This is a genomic window from Facivitalis istanbulensis (assembly GCF_040560405.1).
GTDB classification, from domain to species: Bacteria; Pseudomonadota; Alphaproteobacteria; order Sphingomonadales; family Sphingomonadaceae; genus Sphingomonas; species Sphingomonas istanbulensis.
In genome coordinates this window covers 1-255 of the sequence record NZ_JAVSCQ010000096.1, presented here as the reverse complement: position 1 = coordinate 255, position 255 = coordinate 1, and the positions used below count along the sequence as shown (strand labels likewise).

1 pseudogene is annotated in these 255 nt (G+C 70.2%); it reads right to left on the bottom strand.

Features of this window, described 5'->3' with window-relative positions:
- Positions 1-247 (bottom strand): annotated as a pseudogene (locus RN629_RS18360) (electron transfer flavoprotein subunit alpha/FixB family protein); the annotation flags it as partial.
- Positions 248-255 lie beyond the last annotated feature (8 nt).

Below are 255 nucleotides of genomic sequence, written 5' to 3'. Positions count from 1 at the left end.
GGCTCTCCATCAGCCTGGCCACCAGGGCTGCGACATTCTCCGCCAGCGCATGGGCATAGGCCGCGTCGTCGGCGACATGGACCTTGCCCACGCCCGCGATCTTCGCCGCCGCCTGCGCCACGCCGTCTATGCCCTGCCCCGCGACCAGCAGGTGCACCTCGCCCAGCTTCGCCGCCGCCGTCACCGTCGACAGCGTCGCATCCTTGACGGCCCCGCCGTCATGCTCGACCCAAACCAGCGTCTTCACTTGGCCAC